This window comes from Aquabacterium soli, assembly GCF_003933735.1.
GTDB classification, from domain to species: Bacteria; Pseudomonadota; Gammaproteobacteria; order Burkholderiales; family Burkholderiaceae_C; genus Aquabacterium; species Aquabacterium soli.
The window spans coordinates 1-448 of sequence record NZ_RSED01000091.1 but is presented as its reverse complement, the minus strand read 5'-3'; the positions used below and the strand labels follow the sequence as shown (position 1 = coordinate 448).

The following is a 448-nucleotide window of genomic DNA, read 5'->3' as shown; positions in this document are numbered from 1 at the left end:
CAGCAGCCGCAAGATGGAGGCGGCCTGCCGCGACAACGTGCTGTTCATGGCCGTCAGCGGCGACAGCCAACCTCACAGCACCACACTGGCCGCCTTTGTCTCGCAACTGGGCGATGAGGCAGCCAAGCTGTTTGCCCAGGTCCTGTGGCTGTGCGATGCCCAAGGTCTGATCGGGCGCGAGATGTTCGCCATCGACGGTGTCAAGCTGCCAGCCAACGCATCGAAGGCCAGGAGCGGCAAACGTGCCGACTTCGTGCGCCAGTTGGACAAGCTGGAGAAGCAAGCCCAGCGCATGGTTGAAGCGCACCGTCAGGCCGATGCCCAATCGGACGATCAAGCCCGTCGCGATGCCCGCAAGCTTGAACGCATCGAGCAACAGGCAGAACAGATGCGCCGCTGGCTGCAAGATCACCCCAAGGACAAGCCCGGCGCCAAGGGGCGCACCGTG

The 448-nt window shown here is 64.1% G+C and carries 1 protein-coding gene; it reads left to right on the top strand.

The window, feature by feature from the left end; all coding sequences use genetic code 11:
• A partial coding sequence (locus EIP75_RS23925) for a transposase (RefSeq protein WP_148100989.1) occupies positions 1-448 on the top strand: 448 nt, incomplete at both ends.